We start from the raw sequence: 17778 nt of genomic DNA, 5'->3' as shown, positions 1-17778 counted from the left end.
TTTGCCCACGGCCCGTGCAAGCTGCGGGCCATGACACAGGATTTCGACATCGTGGTGGCCGGGGGCGGGCTGAACGGCCCGACCCTGGCGCTGGCGCTGGCCCAGGCCGGGCTGCGCGTGGCCGTGGTCGATCCGCGCCCCGCGCGCGCGCGGTCGGGGGCAGGTTTCGACGGGCGGGCCTATTCGCTGGCCATCGCCTCGGTCCGCGTGCTGCGGGCGCTTGGCCTGTGGGACCGGCTGGCCCCCGACGCCCAGCCCATCCACCAGATCAAGGCGTCCCAAGGCCAGCCCGGAGAGGGCGCGGGCCATTTCTTCCTGCATTTCGACAGCGCCGAGCTGGGCGAAGGCCCGGTGGGCCATATGCTTGAGGACCGCTTCCTGCACGCCGCCCTGACCGATGCGATGGAGGGCACTGTCACCACCCTGCCCGGCCTGTCCGTCACAGGCCAGGAGGTCGGCCCGGCGGGCGTCACTGCGATCCTGTCTGACGGGCAGCGGCTGACGGCCGGGCTGCTGATCGGTGCGGACGGGCGCGGATCGGGCGTGGCCACGCGCGCGGGCATCCGGCGCCAGGGCTGGGATTACGGCCAGACCGCGCTGGTCGCGGCCATCGACCATGCCCTGCCCCATCAAGGCATCGCGCATCAGTATTTCATGGCGACCGGGCCGCTGGCGATCCTGCCCCTGCCCGGCAACCGCAGCAACATCGTCTGGTCGGAAACCACCGCGAACGCCGCGGCCATCGCCGCCCTGGACGACGCCGCCTTCCTGGCCGTCCTGCGGCCGCGCTTTGGCGATTTCCTGGGCGATCTGTCGCTGGCGGGGCCGCGCTTCAGCTATCCGCTGTCGCTGTCCCTGGCCGAACGCTATGCGAGCGACCGCGTGGCGCTGGTGGGGGACGCGGCGCATGGGGTCCATCCCATCGCGGGCCAGGGCCTGAACCTGGGCCTGCGCGACGTCGCCGCCCTGGCCGAGGTGCTGGTCGATGCCGCCCGACGCGGCGAGGATATCGGCAGCACGCTGGTGCTGGAGCGGTATCAGGCGTGGCGCAGACCCGATGCGACGACGCTGGCACTGGGCATGGACGGAGTGAACCGACTGTTCGCGACAGACAATCCGGCCATGGCCGGACTGCGCGGCGCGGGCATGGGCGTGGTCGATGCACTGCCAGGACTGCGGCGCGGCTTCATGCGGCAGGCGGCGGGGCTGTCCGTGTCGCCGATGCCGCGGATGCTGGCGGGTCAGGCGCTTTAACCTTCCCCGGGCGGCGGTTTCGCGCCATAGGCTCTGCGCAGCATCGGGGGACGCCATGACGCTTGAACGCTTTCTGCAGGACCCGGACCGCGACATCCGCAAGGCCGCCGATTGGGGCAAGGTCGCCGACTACATCCCCGAACTGGCCGGTGTCGCCCCCGATCAGTTCGGCATCGCCGTGGCCCTGGCCGACGGGCAGGTGCTGACCGCCGGGCAGGCGGATCGGGGATTTTCCATCCAGTCGGTCAGCAAGGTGTTCGCGCTGGCCTGCGTGCTGGGCCGCATCGGCGAACAGTTGTGGCTGCGCGTGGGGCGCGAGCCGTCGGGCGACCGGTTCGATTCGATCCTGCTCTTGGAACAGGAGAAGGGCCGGCCCCGGAACCCGTTCATCAACGCGGGCGCCATCGTGGTCACCGACCAGCTGCTGACCGGACGCAGCCCCCAGCAGACCCTGGCCGAGATCCTGGGCTTCGTGCGCGCGGCGGCCGAGGATGACGACATCCACATCGACAAGGCCGTCGCCCGGTCCGAGGCGCGGACCGGCTATCGTAACGCGGCCCTGGCGCATTACCTGCGCAGCTTTGGCAATCTGCGCAATCCGCCGGACCATGTCATCGGCACCTATGTCCACCAATGCGCGATCGAGATGTCCTGCATCCAGCTGGCCCGCGCGGGCCGGGTCATCGCCGGGCTGTCCTGCGCGCCCGCGCTGCTGGCCCCGGTGAAACAGCGGCGCATCAACGCGCTGATGATGACCTGCGGGCAATATGACGGGTCGGGCAATTTCGCCTTCCGCGTGGGCATGCCCGCCAAATCCGGCGTGGGGGGTGGGCTGCTGGTCATCGCGCCGGGCAAGGCGTCGATCGCGATCTGGTCGCCGGGTCTGGACGGATGGGGCAATTCGCAGATGGGCACGCTGGCGGCCGAACGGCTGGCCGAATTCACCGGCTGGTCGGTCTTCGGCTGACGCCTCAGGCCACCATCTGCACGGCCTGCGCCAGATCGGCGCGCAGTTCGGCCAAGGCCGCAGGCGCGCGGTCGGGCGGCAGGCGCAGGATCAGGCTGGGATGCCAGGTGATCAGGACGGGGCCGCCGTCGCGTGCCGGTTCGATCAGACCGCGGCGCGGCGTCAGCGGCTTGCGGTTGCCGGTCAGCGCGAAGGCCGCCGTCGCCCCCAGGGCCACGGTCAGGCGCGGCGCGACCATGCGGCGTTCCAGGTCCAGCCACCAGCGGCACTGATCGACATGGTCGCGGTCGGGCGTCTGGTGCAGGCGGCGCTTGCCGCGCGGGGTGAAACGGAAATGCTTGACGGCATTGGTCATCCAGGCGCGGTCGGGGGCCAGCCCGGCCTCGGCCATGGTCCGGTGCAACAGCTGGCCCGCCGGGCCCACGAAGGGCAGGCCCGCCAGATCCTCCTGATCGCCCGGCGCCTCGCCCACCAGCATCAGGCGGGCGGCAGGATCACCCTGCCCCCAGACGGTCTGGGTGGCCGCATGACACAGCTCGCACCGGGTGCAGCGGGCGGCCTGGGACGCGGCCTGCTCCAGCGTGTCGGGGATGCTGTCGTCGGGCTGCTGGCGCAGGCGGGCGGTGATCTTGGGCGCAAAGGCCGGCGCATCGGTCGCCCCCGCGTCGCGCATGGCCTGAACGCGGCGTGGCGCATCGGCCAGCATGTCGGGGATCAGCCGGGTTTCGGGCAGGTTCTTCCAGTACTTCTTGGGCATCTCGGACCGCATTGCATTGGTCTTGATGCGCGCGGGGTTGAAGATGTTGGCGAAATAGGTCTGCCACAGGTCATGGCTGGCATCGTCGGGCAGATCGGGGCGCGGGGCCGGGTCGTCATAGACGATGGTGCCGCCGTCGAACCGGGCGGTGCCTTCGGGCGTGGCGATCAGCCAGTCCATGTCGGCGAACCGCTTGGCAAAGAACGGCGTCCCGGCCTCCAGGATGGGGTGTTCGGGTTCGAACCACGCACCGAAGGCCCGGCGCGGCCCGTCCGAGGGCAGTTCGTGAAACCGGACAAAGGCGTGCATCTTGTGGATGTCGCGGCGCACCGATTTCGCCGTGCGCGACAGGCGGTCCATCATTGGATCGGCGGGATTGGACAGAAAGCGTCGGTCGCCCTGCGCCCGCATCAATGCTCCGTACAGCAGCGACCAGCGTTCCGGGTCCGAATGGCTGGCGACCTGACGGGCCAGCTGCAGGAACTCCTGCGTGGCGATCACCGGATGATCGCCCGGCGGCGGGGCCGGGTCGGCGCCGAACAGGTCGGGAGGCGTGTCGGGGTCGGCCCAGGTCACGTCCTCCATCGGGACGCGTGCGCTGGCCAGATCGCGGGCGGTCTGACGCCAGGCGTCAAAGCGTCCGAACCGCGGCAGCGGGACCCGGATCATCCGAACAGGGACAGCTGTTCAGGCGGCGGCGCAAAGCGCGCCCGCAGGCCGGCGCTGTCGGTCAGTGCGCCCGGCGTCCAGTCGGGCAGCGTGACGAAGGGCTGGGCCTTGGACATGATTGCGCCCATGCGCAAAAGGTCCGCGTATCGCAGCACGCCGTTCCGGCGCGCGGTCAGGATGCGGCCCACGGTCTTGGTGCCGAAGCCCGGCACCCGCAGCAGCATCTCGCGCGGGGCGCGGGCGACATCGACGGGGAACTGCGCCCGGTTGGCCAGCGCCCAGGCCAGCTTGGGGTCGATCGCCAGGTCCAGGTTGCCGGACGGATGCGCCGACCCGATCTCTGTCGCGTCAAAGCCGTAAAAGCGCATCAGCCAGTCGGCCTGATACAGGCGATGTTCGCGCATCAGCGGCGGTTTGATCAAGGGCAGCATGGCGGACGCGTCGGGGATCGGGCTGAAGGCCGAGTAATAGACACGCTTCAGCTGATACCCCGAATAGAGATTGGCCGACGTGTTCAGGATGTCGACGTCGGTGGCCTGATCCGCCCCGACGATCATCTGCGTGGACTGCCCGGCGGGGGCAAAGCGCGGCGGCCGCTTGCCGGTATGACTGCGGTCCTTGGCGGCCTCGCGGCCAAGGCGCACGTCGGCCATGGTGGCGCGGATCGTCTCGGGGCGCTTTTCTGGGGCAAGGTGGCGCAGACTGGCATCCTGGGGCAGTTCGACATTCACCGACAGGCGGTCCGCGAACAGCCCCGCCTGCGCCACCAGGTCGGGCGAGGCGTCGGGGATCGTCTTGAGGTGGATGTATCCCTTGAACCCGTGTTCGATCCGCAGCATCCGCGCGATGCGGACCATGTCGCCCATCGTCTGGTCCGGGCTGCGGATGATGCCCGACGACAGGAACAGCCCCTCGATCATGTTGCGGCGATAGAATTCCAATGTCAGCCGGACCACCTCCTCCGGAGAGAACCGGGCGCGTTCGACGTTGCTGCTGACGCGGTTGATGCAATAGGCGCAATCATAGATGCAGAAATTCGTCATCAGGATCTTCAGCAGGCTGATGCAGCGTCCGTCCGGCGTATAGGCATGACAGATCCCCGTGCCCCCGGCCGAGCCGATGCCCCCCGACCGCGAATCGCGTCGCGTCGTTCCGCTGGACGCACAGGAGGCGTCGTATTTCGCGGCGTCCGACAGGATCGCCAGCTTGTCCTGCAAGGTGCGCTGTGCCATGCCGGGAAAGATATGTTCCCCATGCGTTCTTCGCAAGGCGTCGGGCATGAAACAAATGATGCGGAACCGTCACGGACGCGCGATGGTTGGCTGCGCGTTCATCCGTCAGACGTGATGTGCATCGCAACAGCGAAAGGATATGATCGGGACCATGAACATACGCACCCTCGCCCTTGCGCCCGCCCTTCTTATCGCCATGGCCTTTCCGGCCTTGGCCGAACGCATTCCGCTGTCCGAGATCTCGCGCTATCTCAACAGCCTGACCACGGTCACGTCCGAGTTCACGCAGATCAACCCGGACGGCACGGTATCGACGGGGACCGTCTATATCCAGCGTCCCGGCCGGGTGCGGTTCGAATACGACAACGACCCGACGCTGGTTCTGGCATCGGGCGGCAACGTGGCGATCTTCGACGGCAAGTCGAACGGCGGCCCGCAGCAGTATCCCTTGTCCCAGACGCCGCTGTCGATCATCCTGGATGCCAACGTGAACCTCGGCCGCCAGGGCATGGTCACCGGTTACAGCGAACAGAACAACGGCACCGTCGTCACCGCGCAGGACCCGCAGCGGCCGCAGAACGGCACCATCCAGATGGTGTTCACCGCGCCAACCGAGCTGCGCCAGTGGGTCGTGACAGACGATACCGGCCAGAAGACCACCGTGATCTTGGGAGAGATGTCAAAGGGCGGAACGATCCCTGCCTCGCGGTTCTCGATCCAGTCCGAGGTGCAGCGCCGCTGACCGGCGGCGATTGCATCCTGACAATTGCGTGATTGACGCGCCCCCATGCCGGGGGCAACGCTGCGGCCGACCCCATCCAAGGCTGCAGCCATGCCCCATTCCCGCATCCTGACACCCGTGCTGATCGGCGGATCGCTGATCCTGCTGATCAACTTTGCACTGCGCGCCAGCTTTGGCGTGTTCCAGATTCCCATCGCACAGGATTTCGGCTGGCCGCGGGCCGAGTTCTCGCTGGCCATCGCGATCCAGAACCTGGCCTGGGGCATCGGCCAGCCGATCTTCGGCGCGATGGCGGAACGATGGGGCGACCGGTGGGCGATCATCGTCGGCGCGATCCTCTACAGCTCCGGCCTGATCCTGACCGCCTTCGCCACGACCCCGGCCAGCATCCAGCTGCTGGAGATCATCGTGGGCTTCGGCATCGCGGGCACCGGGTTCGGGGTGATCCTGGCCGTGGTCGGCCGGGCCGCCAGCGACGACAACCGCAGCCTGGCCCTGGGCATCGCCACCGCCGCCGGATCGGCGGGACAGGTCTTCGGCGCACCCCTGGCCGAAGGGCTGCTGGCCTTCTATCCGTGGCAGTCGGTCTTCATCATCTTCGGCGTGATCGTCCTGTCGACGATGCTGTTCCTGCCGATGCTGGGCGACGGCAGGCCCGCGACCCCGTCGCAGCTGGAGGACAGCATGGGCACCGTTCTGCGGCGCGCGTTCCGCGACCCGTCCTTCATGATGATCTTTGCGGGGTTCTTCTCCTGCGGCTATCAGCTGGGCTTCATCACCGCGCATTTCCCCGCGATGATCACCGAGATGTGCGGCCCCATCGACCCTGCCGGCATGCTGGCGGGCCTTGGCATCACCACAACGTCGGCGCTTGGGGCGATCGCCATCTCGCTGATCGGGCTGGCGAATATCGGCGGTGCGATCCTGGCGGGATATCTGGGCAAGCGCTATACCAAAAAATACCTGCTGGCGGGCATCTATACGCTGCGCACCATCGCCGCCGCGGCCTTCATCCTGACGCCGATGGCGCCTGCCACGGTGGTCGTGTTCTCGCTGGTCATGGGGGGGCTGTGGCTGGCCACGGTGCCGCTGACCTCGGGTCTGGTCGCCTATATCTATGGGCTGCGCTACATGGGGACGCTCTACGGGTTCGTGTTCCTGTCCCACCAGCTGGGATCGTTCATGGGGGTCTGGCTGGGGGGCAAGCTGTACGACGCGTCGGGCGACTATTTCCTGGTCTGGTGGATCGGCGTGGGCATCGGGGCCTTCAGCGCCCTGATCCACCTGCCCGTCCGCGAGGCGCCCTATCGCATCCCCGCGCCCGCCATCTGACGCCGCGGCGCAGACCACCGGACCGTCATTTGACCCGGCGGCGCGCGCGGCCTAGCTATGCTGCGCGCGACCAAAGGACAGATCATGCAGCCCACCCGCACGCCTCACGACCACGCCATCGCCGTCCGCTATCAGCAGGCCTCGGCCGAGGTGCGCGCCCTGCAGCGGCAATGCTATGCGCTGGCCACCCTGCGCCTGCGTGCCGCCGTTGACCAGGCCGGCGGCGGCGCCGGGCTGGCGATCCTCAGCGACATCGACGAGACGATCCTGGACAACAGCGCCGTCATGGCGGCCGCGATGCACAACGAGGGGATGTTCCAGAACATCGACACCTGGCTGTTGTGGGAGCGCGAGGGCAACCCCCACCTGATCCCCGGCGCGGCCGAGTTCTTTGCGCTGGCCGACAGCCTGGGTGTCACGATCTTCTACGTCTCGGACCGGTTCGAGGAGAACAAGCTGGCCACCATCGCGACCCTGTCGCGTCTCGGCCTGCCGCAGGTCTGCGCCGAACAGGTCCTGCTCTTCGGTCCGCCCAAGGCTGCCCGCCGCGCGCAGGTCGAGGACGGGCACCGTATCGTGCTGCAGCTGGGCGACACGCTGCACGATTTCCATGGCGCCTTCGCCGGGGCCGCGCTGGAGGATCAGCACCGTCTGACCGAAGACCACGCCGACCGCTTCGGCCAGGACTGGATCGTCTTTCCCAACGCCGCCCATGGCACCTGGATGGAGGCCGAGCTGCGCCCCTGGCAGCGCGACTAGGGCCGCAGCCGCCGCGCCACACGCGACACCGCACGCAGCGGTGCCGTCACGCGCCACGAGGTGCTGGCCAGCAGCTCCGCCTCGCGGGTCGCACCCCAGCGCTGCGCGGCATCGCGTTCGGCACGGGCCGTGGCCAGATCCTCGCGCAGCCGCGCGCCTTCGGCGGCCATCGCCTCGGCTTCGGCGTTCAGGCGGTCACGCTCCCTCTGCCGTTCGGCGGTGACACGTTCCACGCGTTCGGCAAGGTCGTCCAGCCGGTCCGCCATGGCGTTCGGGTCGTCCAGTGCGATGGCCAGCCGCAAGCGCTCCTGCATCTCGCGTTCGCGCTGTTCGGTCAGCTGTCGCAACTGGACCGACGCGACGTGCTGGCGCCGCTCCATGACCTCCAGACGCTCTGCCTGTTCGGCGATCTGGGCGTCACGGCGGTCGGCCTCCTGCCCGGCACGGCTCAGGTCCCGGCGCGCCTGGGTCAGGTCCGCCGTCAGGCTTTCGACCCGGCCCGACAGATGTGCCACCTGACGGGCACGATGCACGGTCCGCAGGGCCAATCCGTCGAACAGCGGCCCGCTGGCATCCAGCGCCGACCGCAGGCGGTCAAGGCGATCGTGATCCTGCGACGATTCTCCCTCATCGACCCATGCGCCCAGGACCTGCTGCAGCTCTGCCGCCACCGGAGGCAGGGGCTGGCCGTCGGGACCGGTCGCCGATGCGCCGCGGAAATGCTGCAGGTCACGGCTGAGGAAATCGTCCACCGCGACGCCGGCCTGATCCGGGCCCCGCGGCCATTCCAGGTCCAGCGCGTCGGCGATATGGCGGGCCACGGCGCGCCAGTCGTCCATCAGCGCCTCGAAGCTGGTGAAGCAGCGCGGGAGTGCGCGGCTGTCGGCCTCGGCGTCCAGGACGTGGCGCGACCACAGCACCAACCCGAACTCGGGCTCGTACTCCGCCCACCGGGCCAGCGACGCGGCGACGTCCCACGCGGCGCGGTGCGTGTGCACGATCCGGACCTGCGCGCCGAAGCGGTCCAGCGCGGCGGTCCAGAAGGGCAGCAGGCGGCAGATCCGCGGGTCCTTCATGACGAACAGCGCCGCATCGCCGTAATCCGCCTGCAGCACCTCGACGGCCTCGTCCAGCAGGGTGGCCGCCTCGGGGGTGTCGAACCATGCGGCGGGAAAGCGGCGCGGGTCCCACCAGGTGAAGCCAGCCTGCGCCAGCAGACGGTCGTTCAGCCCGGTGATGCGGTTTGATTCGAAGAACCCCTTGGCGTTCATGTCCGAGGGCGCCATCAGGTCCTGCGGAAGCGCCGCACCCAGATGCCCCAGAACACCCGCCAACGCCGAGGTTCCCGACCTGTGCATGCCCAGCACGATCAGGGCGGTTCTGACCGGCGGCACGGTCAGGTCGGTCTGCGGGCTGGTCGAGGTCATCTGATGCGTCTCCGGTCGGGGTCAGAGGCAGCGCGCCCCTCCTCCCAAAGGGGGTCGGTCTGCCTGGCGGGCAGGGACCGACTGTCTGCGTGACGGTCTCCTGCCCATCGCAAATGCCTGCAAGGCGTTCAAGAGAAAGTTACTTCTCCTTGGCCTTGTGTGAAGCCTCAAGCGTCGCAACCCGAGCGCGTAGCGCTATCAGTTCATCATTCAGGCCGAAGACAAGACGCAAAAGATATTGGTCCATTGCCCAAGGCGTGGGATGCTCAACTGGCCGGGGAGGCGTAGTGAAGTCCAGTTCTGGCTGCCCGTTTCGTGCGAGATGCTCGTTCAAGGTTGCGATATCATCTCTGCGATCATCCAAAAGCGTCTTCAATGCATCCTGACTGGGAAACAACTTGTCGATGGTCGACAAAGGTTGTTCAGTCCCAGCATCACGCCGAAGAAGATTAGCCACCTTGTCGTACTCTGAGGGGCGCATTGAAATGGGATGCTTGCTGTTGAAAACAGCCTGCGCCGCAATCTCTACTGCAGACGGAGATACGTTCTCATTAATAGGCCGTACCCCTGCGATTTGATTATTAACCAGAAAATGTTCGACAACATCGCCTATGGCGTCGAAGTTGAACACCTTCAACTTATCGGAAAAAGCATCGTGCCACGGCTTTATGTCGTCAGCAAACCGTATCGATCGTCCTCCGAAAACCGGCATCCAGCTCTCGAAATCACGGACCCTGCCGTCGTATGACTTATGCTTTAGGCCCCACTGCGAATAGGCGCTGATCGCCCACTTGTCGTGACGGCGAACGTAGCATTGTATTTCGATCTCGTGCCCACTCTCGGCGATCTTCTGCAACGCCGGGAGCACCATCCCCGAGCGGGGTGCCAGCCATTCGTTGCTCCAAATCGCCTTGGTGACGCCGTCACGATCGCATTGTGACAGCGCCTCCGACAAAGCGGCGAACATCTCGCCGTTAGCGGTGAGAGGATCGCGGGCATTGGCGAAGAAGATATCAGAGCCAGACCGCTTCTGCCAATCATGACGGTTCAACCCTCCACCATGCTCCAGCATGAGTCCAAGATAGGCTATTCCCTGATCAGCAAGAATATCGCGCCCTGAAAGAAGGGTCTCTTGGATGGAACTGGACCCAGTCTTGCCGTGACCAATATGAACGATCAGCTTGACCATGACGTCTCCTGCTTAAGTGTGGTCCAAGGCTTGTCCTCAGATCCCACACACATATTCGTTTGAACGAAGGCGCGGCGCCGGGTCAGACCCGCTCCTCATCATCCTTGTGCAGAAACACCGAATCCAGCCCCATCCGCGCGGCGATGGCGGGCCACAGGCGCTCGATCAGGTGGTACTCGGTGCCGTCGGTCGGGATCGGTTCATTGGGCCAGGGGTGGTCCTCTCCGAACAGGTCCAGCATCTGACGGGCGACATCGGCTTTGGTCCAGAACATGTTGCCCACCGGGAACAGCAGCGGGTTCTGCGGCATCGGGCCCGGAAAGCGGTCCGCGATGCCCGCCAGCAGACGCCGCGAATCGTCCCAGGGCACGAAATGCGGCTCGAACGGCGCGACCAGGCCCACGTCGGGGTCGGCGATCCGACGGACGGCCCAGGACAGCATGTCCTGGTCGCCCAGCAGGATGCGATGCAGGAAACGCCGCCAGACATCGCCGTGCGAGGTCGTCTGGACCGACTTCTTCTGATGCAGGTGGCACCAGATGCGATCGTCGCCCGCCAGGCCGTCGCGCCCGAACAGCCGCAGGAAGGGCAGGATGTCCCGGCCCTGGTTGGGCACCAGCTGCGTCTGGATGGTCAGGCCGCGGTCGGCGCCCATCTGGCGGATCCGGTCGGCCTTGGCCTCGGTATCGGTGGTCACGACGATGCGCGAGGCCCGTGCGAAGGCCGCCTGATCGCGCAGGTCGTCATCCAGATCGTCGATGTAGAACGCATGGACGTGGATGGCAAAGTCCGCCACCCCGGCGTCGTCCGGCGCGATGGCCCGATACTCCTCCAGGCGCAGGCGGCGGTGCACCCAGTTGTCGGATGCGGCGACGGTCGTGCGCGCGTCGTCCACGTCGCGCCACAGCAACCGGCGGCCATAGCGGAACAGCTTCTCGCGTTCCTGCCGGCGCAGGGGGCGGTCGGCCTCGGACTTGGTGAACAGCAGCGGGATGTCGATCCGACTTTCGCCGAGGACGAAGTTGCGCTGCTGCACCAGGCGGTCGTGCAAGGCGCTGCGCATGCGGTGGAACAGTCGCGGCCCGCCGTCATCGGCGGCGGGCTGGTCCTGGTCCGGCGTTCCCGTCTTGCGGGGCAGCGCCAGCAGGGCCCGGACCGCGGCGGCCGGGTCGGCATAGGGGGTGCGCGTGATCCGCTCGGATCCGCGATACCGGTCGTCGGCAAAGCCCGTGGCTCCGTCGAAGCAGCCCATCGTCTGGCCGCGCCGCACCGCGTCGAAGACCACGTTCGGCAGCGGGTCCAGCCGCGAGGACAGGAACATCGAATCCGCGGCGTCCATCACGTCCAGATACAGCGGCCCCGCCGGCAGCATGAACAGGTTGCCGTCCGGCCGGTTCGCGCCGACCTGGCGGAGGTGATAGTCGAACCAGACGCCGAACCCCATGTCCTGGTGGTTCCGGCCATCGCCGATCCAGACGAACACGGTGTCGGGGTCCGCATCGGCGCAGATCTGCGCCGCCTGCACGAAGATGTCGGTGCCCTTGCGCCACTGGACATGGCCCGCGCCGCAGACGATGCGCGCATCCGCCAGATCACGGCCCAGGGCCGCGGAAATCCTGCGCCGCGCCTCGACCCGGCGCCGTTCGGTGACCTGCCCGTCGATCAGCGGGTGCTGGGGAATGATGGTGCTGTCAGTCGCGGTGTCGAAGTCGACATCCGCAAGGCGCCCCTGCCAGCTGTCACGGACATGTTCGGAGGAGAAGATCAGCAGATCCGCAAAGGCCGCCATGTACAGGGACTTCCATGACGGGAACGTATAGTCCGAATATTCATGGATATAGGCTGCGAACGGCACCTGCTGTGCGACCAGCGGATGGATGAACGGCGCGCATTCGACGGAATTCAGGATCGCATGGTCGATCCGGCGGAACACGTCGGCGTTCAGGTAGGGCATCTCGCGCAGCGGGTTCTGGGTCACCAGCGCGCCGCAGCAGTGCGGCAGGAACTGGTCCAGCAGGTCCCCGCCGCGCAGGGCGGCGACCGCGACGTTGTGGGTCCGGCTTGCCTCGCGGACAAGATCGCGCCCGACGACGGGCGCGCCTGTGCGCGACATCTCGTGGACGCAGATCAGGACGGTGGGCAGTTCGGGCCGAAACACCTGCTGGCCCCGGTGCAGCCCCTTGCGCAGATCCGCAAGGGTGCGGCGCCCACCTTCGACCGATCCGAAGCGCAGATAATGCATCAACGGGTTCATCCCCGCCGCCTCGATGTCGGGATACCATTCCAGATAGGCCGACATCGAAAAGTCCGAGATGGCCGCATCGACCGGAGCGCCCAGCAGGATCGCCTCGAACGCCAAGTGCAGGGCATCGGGATGCCCGGCGTCGATCGCCGCGCGAATGCCCGGGTCCGTGACCAGCCTGTCCAGGGCACCGTCGATATGGGGCGCCTGTCGGCGCAGGAGACTGTAATATGTGCCGTTGCGGCCTTCGGCCCTTCCGCAGTCGACGAAATGGCGCAGCAGCGCGGCATCGTCACCGTCGATCTCGGGATAGGTGCGGGCGTAGAATGCCGGGTCGAAGCGAAAATCAGGGCGTCGGTCCGCGATCCCGGCGCGACCGGCAATGGCCGTCCAGATGTCGTTCAATTGTTGCATTCAGGCTCCTGCAAAGGCGGCGGCAAGAAAGGCAAAGCGCCGGTCGTCCGACATCGACCGGCCACAGAGATCGCGTGACAGCGACATCAGCAGCGGGCTGCTGGCGACGATCGGCGCAAGGCGGAATGCGGTCACGGTTCCGTCCGCCTGTGCCGACCAGGCGACGGGGGCATCGCCGGAAAAGGCAGTCTGTTCGTCCTGCGGTTGACGATAGCGCAGGGCGCACAGATGTTCGGCAAGAAGCCGCTGACAGAGGCAGGCGCAGTCGGCCAACACCTGAAAGGCAGATGGCCGGGGGGTCAGGTGGGTAAAGCGCAGAACGGTCCCGCCGACCCGACCCGGCCCGGGGTGCAGCGCGGTGGCATCGAATGCCCCCACCGGCCCGGCAAGCACAAGGAAGTCGTTTTCTTTCAAAAGCTCGGCAGACAATGCCTGTGCCTGCTGGCTTGCCTTCGCGTGTAGGATCAACACTATGCCTGCTCCCTCGGGGTGACCTGTTCCGCCGACGCGGTGCTGTCCAAAGACCCGGATTGCGGTGACCGTACAGGGCTTATGGCCAGCCCTGCAGTTGTTTGCAATGCAGCATGTTTCCGGTATGGGTGATCGTGCCAAGGCCACGTTGCGCCGCGCATGTCAGTCACGATCAGCCCGCGTTTCGACGGAATACCGCGACAATAACGGATTATCATTCATGAACCGAACCCTTGTGATCGGCGGCTGCGGCTTCATCGGATCTCATATCGTCGACGCGCTTGTCGCCCGCGGACACAACGTCCGCGTGCTGGACATGAAACCCGAAGCCTTTCGCCCCCCCTGCCCGGGGTGGAATACGTCAAGGGCAGCTTCTCATCCGAGGATGTCCTGAAGGTTGCCCTGCGCGATGTCGATTCAGTGATCCACAGCGCCAGCACGACGGTGCCCGCGACGTCCAACCTGAACCCGTGCGCCGACATCGAGGGCAACCTGATCGCGACCGTCCGGCTGCTGCACGCGATGCGGGCCCGCAACATCCACAAGCTGGTGTTCCTGTCGTCGGGCGGCACCGTCTATGGCGTGCCCCAGTGCGAGGAGGTGCCCGAAAGCCACCCCCTGCAGCCGATCAGCTCCTACGGGATCGTCAAGGTCGCCATCGAGAACTATCTGCACATGGAGCGCAAGCTGCATGGCCTGGATTTCGTCGCCTTGCGGGCCTCGAATCCCTATGGCCCGCGCCAGGGTCATGCCGGCCTGCAGGGCATCATCGGCACCTATCTGTGGAAGATCGCCCGCGGCGAACAGATCGAGGTATGGGGCGACGGCAGCGTCATCCGCGACTTCATCGACGTCCGCGACCTTGCGGCGCTGTCGGCGATCGCCCTGGAATCGCCGATCAACGGTTGCTTCAATGCCGGTTCGGGCGAAGGCGCATCGGTCAAGCGCATCGTCGAGCTGACGGCACAGATCACCGGGCGGGATCTGTCGCCGCTCTATCGACCCGGCCGCGGCTTCGACGTGCCCAGGATCATCCTGGATATCGCGCGCATTCGAAAGGCGGTCGGATGGAACCCCACCATCCCGCTGGAGCAGGGCATGCGCGACAGCTGGGATTGGATCTGTCAGCAGCAGCAGGTTTCAGCCGTCGCCTAGGCGGCGGCCTGTTGGCCTGCCCTTCCCGGCACGCTATAGCATCGGCCAAAGCATGACGGACTGTCGACCATGCACAAAGGCGGGGCGGGGCAATGAGAATTCTTCTGGTGGGTGCGGGACTGTCCGGTGCCGTGATCGGGCGGGAGCTGGCCGAGGCCGGGCATGACTGCCGCATCATCGACGCGCGCCCTCATATCGCCGGCAATTGCCATACCGAACGCGATGCCGACACCGGCGTCATGATGCATGTCTATGGCCCGCACATCTTCCACACCGACGACGAGGGCGTGTGGGATTACGTCAACCGCTTCGCGCGCTTCATGCCGTTCCAGAACCGGGTCAAGACGACCGCGCAGGGCCGGGTCTATTCGCTGCCGGTGAACCTGCTGACGATCAACCAGTTCTTTGGCACCACCCTGCGCCCCGAGGAGGCGCGCGCCTTCATCAACTCCAAGGCCGACACGACCATCACAGATCCGCAGAGCTTCGAGGAGCAGGCCCTGCGGTTCGTGGGCCCGGAACTCTACGAGGCCTTCTTCAAGGGCTACACCGAAAAGCAGTGGGGCTGTTCGCCGACCGAACTGCCGGCGTCGATCCTCAAGCGGCTGCCGGTGCGGTTCAACTATGACGACAACTATTTCTTCCACCGTTTCCAGGGGATGCCGCAGGACGGCTATACCGCGATGGTCGCGGCCATCCTGGACCATCCGCGGATCACGGTCGAACTGGGCACGGAATACAGCGCCGAGATGGCGGCAGAGGCCGATCACGTCTTCTGGTCGGGGCCGCTGGACGGATACTTCGACTATCGCCTCGGCCGCCTTGGCTATCGGACGCTGGATTTCGAACGCTTCAGCCATGACGGCGACTATCAGGGCTGCGCGGTGATGAACTACGGCGACCGCGACGTGCCCTATACCCGCATCACCGAGCACAAGCATTTCAGTCCCTGGGAGAGCCACCAGGGTTCCGTCTGCTATCGCGAATACTCCCGCGCGGCAGAACCGGGCGACACGCCCTATTACCCGATCCGCCTGGTCGAGGAGAAATCCTTGCTGGAGCAGTATGTCGACCTGGCCCATGCCACCCCCGGCGTGACCTTCGTGGGCCGCCTCGGCACGTATCGCTACCTGGACATGGACGTGACGATCAGAGAGGCGCTGGAGACTGCGGTTGAATTTAACAGGTCCCTCACTGTCTTTCCTCCGTTTCTATGCTCGCCAATCTGAGGGCTAGTTCATGCAAATTAATACCAATCTTTCGTCCATAGATTTCTCAAACAATTTTATTGTCAATACAAAAGCACATCGCCTTCAATTTATTAAAGGCAACAAAACACTAGTCGTCTCGTTTGACGATGCCATGCGGGCAAGATCGACACCCTTCATCGGAAGATCTACTTGGGGACAGAAATTTTATACTGGAGAAGGCTATTCTCTTCTTGGCGTGATCGCTGAAACAAATGATTGGTTTCGTTGCGGAAATCTAATTAATTCACTAGAAAATTTAAAACATTATGGCTTTTTCAAAACTTTTGATCACGTCGTCTTTACGGGCGCCTCGATGGGAGCCTTTGCAGCTCTTTCATTTGCGCCATTGTCGCCAGGATGCACTGTAATTGCGCTAAGTCCACAGGTGTCCAGAGACCCAAAGCATGTGCCATGGGAGCCTCGCTTTCCGGATGGCCGTAATCGAGATTGGACACTTGCTTTTGGTAATGCGGCGAAAGGTGCTGAGCATGCAAACCGCGCTTACGTTTTTTATGATTCACTAAACAAACTAGACCGACGTCATGCAAATATGATTGCATTGTCGTCAAATGTTCAACTTCTTCCAGTGCCTGCAGGTGGACACGGAGTTCCTCCAATATTTGTGCAGATGGGAATGCTAAAAAATCTAACCCGCAGCCTTATAGACAATGATTTTGACCAAAAAAAATTCTTTTCCGGAATCAGGGCTCGCAAAAAAACAGTTCGCTATCACAATATTCTTGCAATTGAATCACTTTGCCGAAAAAGAAATAAATTTGCCCTGAAAGCGGCAAATGCAGGTTTGGAGAAATTTCCCAATAGCGACCTATGGGAGCTTAAGGCACTGGCGTTGGTAGCTTTGGGCAAACCAGTGCTTGCTCTACAGGCACTAGAAGAACGACGAAAGCGTATAAAGGTGCTCAGCCATAGAAGCGCATAAGCGAATTTAACCTTAAAAGAGTTTCAAATTTATTTATAACAGGCGCTTGATGAAAGACAAGAAAATCGTCTTTGATCGGTTCAAAAAGCTGATTTTGCTTTTCATTCTGCAGATAGCGCTGATGAACGACAGCGTTTCCTGCAGCGTAGCGCCGCATAAGCTCTTGCCGATCTTTGAAACTCAAAAGACGTTCTTTTGTTCTTGGCGCCACATTATTCAAAACACGATCTAGCTGCACCACTTTCGCCACAAGTTGATCATGTTGTCCTGCGGGTAACCTCAGGGTATTGCACTGGCGAATAAACTCTTGAGGCTCCATCCCCAGACTTGCTTTATGTTCAATGACTGCCCCAGTCGGACTTTCAAACCCCTCGTTCGAGTTTATCCCAAGCAGGGCCAAAAAGTCTTGGCCGATGTCACCACCTACCATTCGAGATTTATCAAATATCCGCACTGTGATGTTATCACTGGCAAGACTCCATCTTGTCAGCAAAGCATTGTAGTCAAGGAACTCAAGAGAATTTTCGTCAATATACCGATAGATATCTTTGGATATTCTTGGTTGAAAATCGCGAATTTGCTGTCCGTAGAGTGACTCAAGGTAATCATCCTGACGTCGCAGATAAACGATAAGGTGTATCTCAACGTTAGGCAAGAATTGCTTTATGACCTGTGGGTGCCTTATCCACTCAAACTCCTCCGAACTAATAATAATATTTTGGTAATATGTATTTTCAAGCTCGCGCTTTAGTTTTTCCCATACCATGATTCCATCAAGCGATTGGGCCTGTTGCGGTCTTTGAAACACCGCCTGCCCTAATCTGTGTTGCGCCTGTGTAACGCGGCCTGCATGTGGATAGTAAAATCCGAAATCGTTCAATCGATCACTGTTTCGTGCGAAGTAATGTTGTAGCCATGTCGTGGCAGTTTTGTGCGTACCAATATGAAGGAAGATTTTCTGCATCATGATGTCTCTAA

The 17778-nt window shown here is 64.0% G+C and carries 14 protein-coding genes and 1 pseudogene; 8 read left to right on the top strand and 7 right to left on the bottom strand.

Translation table 11 applies throughout. From position 1 onward, the window contains the following. The first annotated feature begins 30 nt into the window (after positions 1-30). The gene (locus tag SY26_RS11150) at positions 31-1254 is read left to right on the top strand and encodes a UbiH/UbiF/VisC/COQ6 family ubiquinone biosynthesis hydroxylase (RefSeq protein WP_046000561.1); all 1224 of its coding nucleotides are present in this window, start codon (positions 31-33) and stop codon (positions 1252-1254) included. Between the two features lie 55 nt (positions 1255-1309). After that, positions 1310-2221 carry a glutaminase gene (locus SY26_RS11145; RefSeq protein ID WP_046000560.1) on the top strand — a complete coding sequence of 304 codons (912 nt, stop codon included), beginning with the start codon at positions 1310-1312 and terminating at the stop codon, positions 2219-2221. A 4-nt stretch (positions 2222-2225) separates the two neighbouring features. Here SY26_RS11145 and SY26_RS11140 read toward each other — a convergent pair whose 3' ends face one another. Both SY26_RS11140 and SY26_RS11135 read right to left on the bottom strand, forming a co-directional pair. After that, on the bottom strand, positions 2226-3647 hold the full coding sequence (locus SY26_RS11140; protein WP_046000559.1) for a UdgX family uracil-DNA binding protein: 1422 nt from the start codon (positions 3645-3647) through the stop codon (positions 2226-2228). Beyond that, positions 3644-4879 carry a putative DNA modification/repair radical SAM protein gene (locus tag SY26_RS11135; protein WP_045982288.1) on the bottom strand — a complete coding sequence of 412 codons (1236 nt, stop codon included), beginning with the start codon at positions 4877-4879 and terminating at the stop codon, positions 3644-3646. Before SY26_RS11135 ends, SY26_RS11140 begins: the two co-directional genes overlap by 4 nt. A 151-nt stretch (positions 4880-5030) precedes the next feature. On the opposite strand from SY26_RS11135, the gene SY26_RS11130 reads away from it, so the two are divergent. The 3 genes from SY26_RS11130 (at position 5031) to SY26_RS11120 (ending at position 7712) form a co-directional block, all read left to right on the top strand. After that, the gene (locus SY26_RS11130; protein ID WP_046000851.1) at positions 5031-5621 is read left to right on the top strand and encodes an outer-membrane lipoprotein carrier protein LolA; all 591 of its coding nucleotides are present in this window, start codon (positions 5031-5033) and stop codon (positions 5619-5621) included. Positions 5622-5711: 90 nt separating this feature from the next. Beyond that, positions 5712-6953, top strand: a complete 1242-nt coding sequence (locus SY26_RS11125; RefSeq protein WP_046000558.1) for an MFS transporter — start codon at positions 5712-5714, stop codon at positions 6951-6953. Positions 6954-7037: 84 nt separating this feature from the next. Beyond that, entirely contained in the window at positions 7038-7712 is a 675-nt protein-coding gene (locus tag SY26_RS11120; protein ID WP_052715241.1) for a 5'-nucleotidase, lipoprotein e(P4) family, read from the top strand. Here SY26_RS11120 and SY26_RS11115 read toward each other — a convergent pair. The 4 genes from SY26_RS11115 to SY26_RS11100 form a co-directional block, all read right to left on the bottom strand. After that, the gene (locus SY26_RS11115; protein WP_046000556.1) at positions 7709-9139 is read right to left on the bottom strand and encodes a sulfotransferase family protein; all 1431 of its coding nucleotides are present in this window, start codon (positions 9137-9139) and stop codon (positions 7709-7711) included. The two genes, SY26_RS11120 and SY26_RS11115, sit on opposite strands and share 4 nt — an antisense overlap. 139 nt (positions 9140-9278) lie before the next feature. Next, entirely contained in the window at positions 9279-10328 is a 1050-nt protein-coding gene (locus SY26_RS11110) for a hypothetical protein (RefSeq protein WP_046000555.1), read from the bottom strand. A gap of 82 nt (positions 10329-10410) precedes the next feature. Then, positions 10411-12984, bottom strand: a complete 2574-nt coding sequence (locus tag SY26_RS11105; RefSeq protein ID WP_046000554.1) for a rhamnan synthesis F family protein — start codon at positions 12982-12984, stop codon at positions 10411-10413. Next, positions 12985-13596 carry a hypothetical protein gene (locus SY26_RS11100; protein WP_157020481.1) on the bottom strand — a complete coding sequence of 204 codons (612 nt, stop codon included), beginning with the start codon at positions 13594-13596 and terminating at the stop codon, positions 12985-12987. It abuts the gene before it with no gap. Here SY26_RS11100 and SY26_RS11095 point away from each other — a divergent pair. The 3 genes and pseudogenes from SY26_RS11095 to SY26_RS21140 all read left to right on the top strand — a co-directional run bounded on the left by SY26_RS11095 (position 13562) and on the right by SY26_RS21140 (position 16800). Further along, positions 13562-14610 (top strand): annotated as a pseudogene (locus tag SY26_RS11095) (NAD-dependent epimerase/dehydratase family protein). The gene SY26_RS11100 and the pseudogene SY26_RS11095 sit on opposite strands and share 35 nt — an antisense overlap. Before the next feature lie 92 nt (positions 14611-14702). Next, the gene (glf, locus tag SY26_RS11090; protein WP_046000552.1) at positions 14703-15839 is read left to right on the top strand and encodes a UDP-galactopyranose mutase; all 1137 of its coding nucleotides are present in this window, start codon (positions 14703-14705) and stop codon (positions 15837-15839) included. Positions 15840-15849: 10 nt separating this feature from the next. Further along, positions 15850-16800 (top strand): hypothetical protein, encoded by a 951-nt coding sequence (locus SY26_RS21140; RefSeq protein WP_157020480.1) that lies wholly within the window; start codon positions 15850-15852, stop codon positions 16798-16800. Here the strand turns inward: SY26_RS21140 and SY26_RS21135 are convergent. Continuing rightward, positions 16781-17767 (bottom strand): hypothetical protein, encoded by a 987-nt coding sequence (locus SY26_RS21135; protein WP_157020479.1) that lies wholly within the window; start codon positions 17765-17767, stop codon positions 16781-16783. The two genes, SY26_RS21140 and SY26_RS21135, sit on opposite strands and share 20 nt — an antisense overlap. Positions 17768-17778: the final 11 nt, after the last annotated feature.

This window comes from Paracoccus sp. 228 (assembly GCF_000967825.1).
In the GTDB taxonomy this organism is placed as follows: domain Bacteria; phylum Pseudomonadota; class Alphaproteobacteria; order Rhodobacterales; family Rhodobacteraceae; genus Paracoccus; species Paracoccus marcusii.
The sequence above is the reverse complement of the archived record's forward strand: the minus strand, read 5'-3'. Positions and strand labels throughout refer to the sequence as shown.

Coding starts and splice junctions, on each gene's coding strand:
- SY26_RS11110 (WP_046000555.1), bottom strand. CDS start 10,328: ATGGTCAAGCTGATCGTTCATATTGGTCACGGCAAGACTGGGTCCAGT.
- SY26_RS11150 (WP_046000561.1), top strand. CDS start 31: ATGACACAGGATTTCGACATCGTGGTGGCCGGGGGCGGGCTGAACGGC.
- SY26_RS11105 (WP_046000554.1), bottom strand. CDS start 12,984: ATGCAACAATTGAACGACATCTGGACGGCCATTGCCGGTCGCGCCGGG.
- SY26_RS21135 (WP_157020479.1), bottom strand. CDS start 17,767: ATGATGCAGAAAATCTTCCTTCATATTGGTACGCACAAAACTGCCACG.
- SY26_RS11120 (WP_052715241.1), top strand. CDS start 7,038: ATGCAGCCCACCCGCACGCCTCACGACCACGCCATCGCCGTCCGCTAT.
- glf (WP_046000552.1), top strand. CDS start 14,703: ATGAGAATTCTTCTGGTGGGTGCGGGACTGTCCGGTGCCGTGATCGGG.
- SY26_RS11125 (WP_046000558.1), top strand. CDS start 5,712: ATGCCCCATTCCCGCATCCTGACACCCGTGCTGATCGGCGGATCGCTG.
- SY26_RS11145 (WP_046000560.1), top strand. CDS start 1,310: ATGACGCTTGAACGCTTTCTGCAGGACCCGGACCGCGACATCCGCAAG.
- SY26_RS11115 (WP_046000556.1), bottom strand. CDS start 9,139: ATGACCTCGACCAGCCCGCAGACCGACCTGACCGTGCCGCCGGTCAGA.
- SY26_RS21140 (WP_157020480.1), top strand. CDS start 15,850: ATGCAAATTAATACCAATCTTTCGTCCATAGATTTCTCAAACAATTTT.
- SY26_RS11130 (WP_046000851.1), top strand. CDS start 5,031: ATGAACATACGCACCCTCGCCCTTGCGCCCGCCCTTCTTATCGCCATG.
- SY26_RS11140 (WP_046000559.1), bottom strand. CDS start 3,647: ATGATCCGGGTCCCGCTGCCGCGGTTCGGACGCTTTGACGCCTGGCGT.
- SY26_RS11135 (WP_045982288.1), bottom strand. CDS start 4,879: ATGGCACAGCGCACCTTGCAGGACAAGCTGGCGATCCTGTCGGACGCC.